At 62.8% G+C, this 2,441-nt stretch carries 2 protein-coding genes; both read right to left on the reverse strand.

All coding sequences use genetic code 11. The features are described from left to right. A partial coding sequence (locus MESS2_RS32895) for a hypothetical protein (protein ID WP_040594407.1) occupies positions 1-858 on the reverse strand: 858 nt, incomplete at its 3' end. Further along, on the reverse strand, positions 780-2,441 hold a 1,662-nt coding region (locus tag MESS2_RS32900), incomplete at its 5' end, for a toxin TcdB middle/N-terminal domain-containing protein (RefSeq protein WP_040594410.1). The genes MESS2_RS32900 and MESS2_RS32895, both read right to left, overlap by 79 nt.

A 2,441-nucleotide genomic window follows, 5' to 3' on the forward strand; every position in this document is an offset into this window, starting at 1 on the left:
TGATGTTGGCGCATGCGGACGAGGAGCACTCGCCGCGGGATAGACATAGGTGCCGGCAACACGGCTGCGCGAGGTCATGTTGTCGTTGGCGGCATAGACAAAGGTCTCGTCGAGCGTGTTGTCGCCGAGATTGTTGGAAGAGGTCAGCCGGTCGGCATTGTCATAGCCATAGGTCCAACTGTCGGAAGCGGTGAGCCCTGTCGTGCCGGTGATGCGGCCGATGAGGTCCCTGGCATACTGATCGTCGAGCAGGATGGTTGCGCCCCTTGCGGTGGTGACACGGTTCAGCCAGCGGCGGGTCGGCGAATAGGTGAAGGAGGTTTTTACACCATTCGCATAGGTGATCTCCTTGGTCTGGCCATCGGCCTCATAGAGCGTCGAGGTGATGAAGCCGGAGGCGGAGGCGAGCTTGTTGCCGGCGGTGTATTGCAGCGGGGCAGCCGCCGTGCCGAAGTCGAGCTGCACCGGCAGATACTGGGTGCGAAGCGTCTGGCCCGAGGCATCGCGCACATTGGTCGTGGTGTGGGTCAGCGTGCCGATGGTGACATCCTGGCGAGCGACCTTGCCAAAGCCGTCATATTTGAAGACCTGCGTTGCCGCCGGGTTGGTGGAGGTCGTCAGTTGGCCGATGTTATAATAGCCGGCCGCCGCCTGGTCGTAGGTGTTCTGGGTCAGCGTCACCGCACTGCCGCCAGAGGCCGTTGCCGTCTTCAGCGTCAGCCGGTCCATCTGGTCGTAGGCCAGTGTCGTGACGGTGCTGCGCGCATCGGTCTGGCGGATCAGCCGATTGGCAGTGTCATAGACGTAGGACCAGGTGCCGAGATCGGGATCGGTTGCGGAAAGCCGGTTGCCGACCATGTCATAGCTGTAGGACCAGGTCGAGCCGCGGGATCGCTGACCCCGGTCAACCGGCCAAGCACGTCGTAAGTGCGGCTCTCGGTCAGGCCGAGGCCGCCGAGATCGCGAACGATTTGCACGATATCGCCGCGCGTCGAGGAGACGGTCCTGGACTGACGCGTTGTCGTCGCGTTGATCTGATCGGTCTGGGTTACCGCAAAGAGCCGCGGATTGGTGCCCGTGCCACTGTCGAGGCTATGGGCAAAGATCGTCTGGCTGGCATCCGGAGCGACCGTCTTCACCAGCCGGTCGGCCCAGTCGTAGCTGTTGGTGGTCCACTGCGCCGTCTCGCCGACGAAGCGTGGGAAGGCGGTGCGCAAGACATTGCCACGCAGATCGTAGTCGGTGTCGGCGATGCGCTTTGCGCCCGCCGTCGTCTCTCCAGGCGTCTCCACCCGATAGACCCGGCCGAGACCGTCATAGTAGGAGCGGACAAAATCCTCGCCCGCCGCATTGGGCAGCAGCGTGTACTTCACGAGCGCCTGCGTTGCCGGATTGCCCTCGTTCTCGAAGCGGGTCTTGGTATAGGCGCCGGTGATGCTCTGGGAGACTTCGTAGGGCCGGCAGAAGGCATCGTAGGTGTAGGTCTTGACGATGCCGTTCGGGTCGGTCTTCGTCGAGGGCTGACCGCACACGGCATTGTAGGTGGCGCTGGAGACAAAGCGCGTGTCGGCACTTTGTCCGCCGGTGGCGAAGTAGCGCGGGCTGCGCTGCGCTATGGGATAGAGGTGATAGGTCGCGTCATAATCCCATTCGGTCTTGTGGCCGAGGCTGTTGGCCTCCGAGATATTGTTGCCATAGCTGTCATAGGTAAAATACTGGCTCGACGCCGTCGCCCCGTCCCGATAGCCGACCTTGATCGTCGGTTTGCCCTTGACGGGCGGGGCCAGCACATCCGTGGAACCATCGTAGTAGATGGCGCTGTAGGAGAGATAGGGATCATTGGCGCTGAGGCTTGGATGGATGCGCTCGGCGCGGGGCAGCGACACGATGTAGGCACTGGTGTTGGGGATAAACCAGCGCATCGTCAGCTTCTCGTCGCCGCTGACATCGGTGCGGCCATAGTCCTTGATGCTGGTCACGTTGTTATAGGCGTCAAACACCCGCTCGACCTTCAGGCTGCGCGCAATGTTCTCGCTCAGCGTCGTGTCCGTCGCCGTGTTCTGCACCGTGTAGGGTTTTGTCGCCACATTGACCGCATAGGTCTCGGCGACCTGCTTGCGGACGGTGCCCGCGCCGTCCTTCCACACCGTCAGCGACGGCAGGCCATAGCTCGCCAGATCCTGCCGATACGTGGTCTCGATCTTCGAGGCCGCCGTCTCGCCATTGGCCAGCGGTCTGGTCTCGACGATCGAGGCAAAGCCCAAAAACTTGCGCGCCGCAGGATCGTATTTGCCGCCGGCATAGGTGTAAGAACTCACCGCTGTCTGGCCGCGGCCGTCGCTCACCGAGAGCTTCGACACCGCATGCACCACCTGCGGCAGGTAATCGTTCGTCCAGGTCGACGACGGCGCGTACTCGACCGCGACCGCCCCGCCGAGCTC

It is taken from the genome of Mesorhizobium metallidurans STM 2683 (genome assembly GCF_000350085.1).
GTDB lineage: Bacteria > Pseudomonadota > Alphaproteobacteria > Rhizobiales > Rhizobiaceae > Mesorhizobium > Mesorhizobium metallidurans.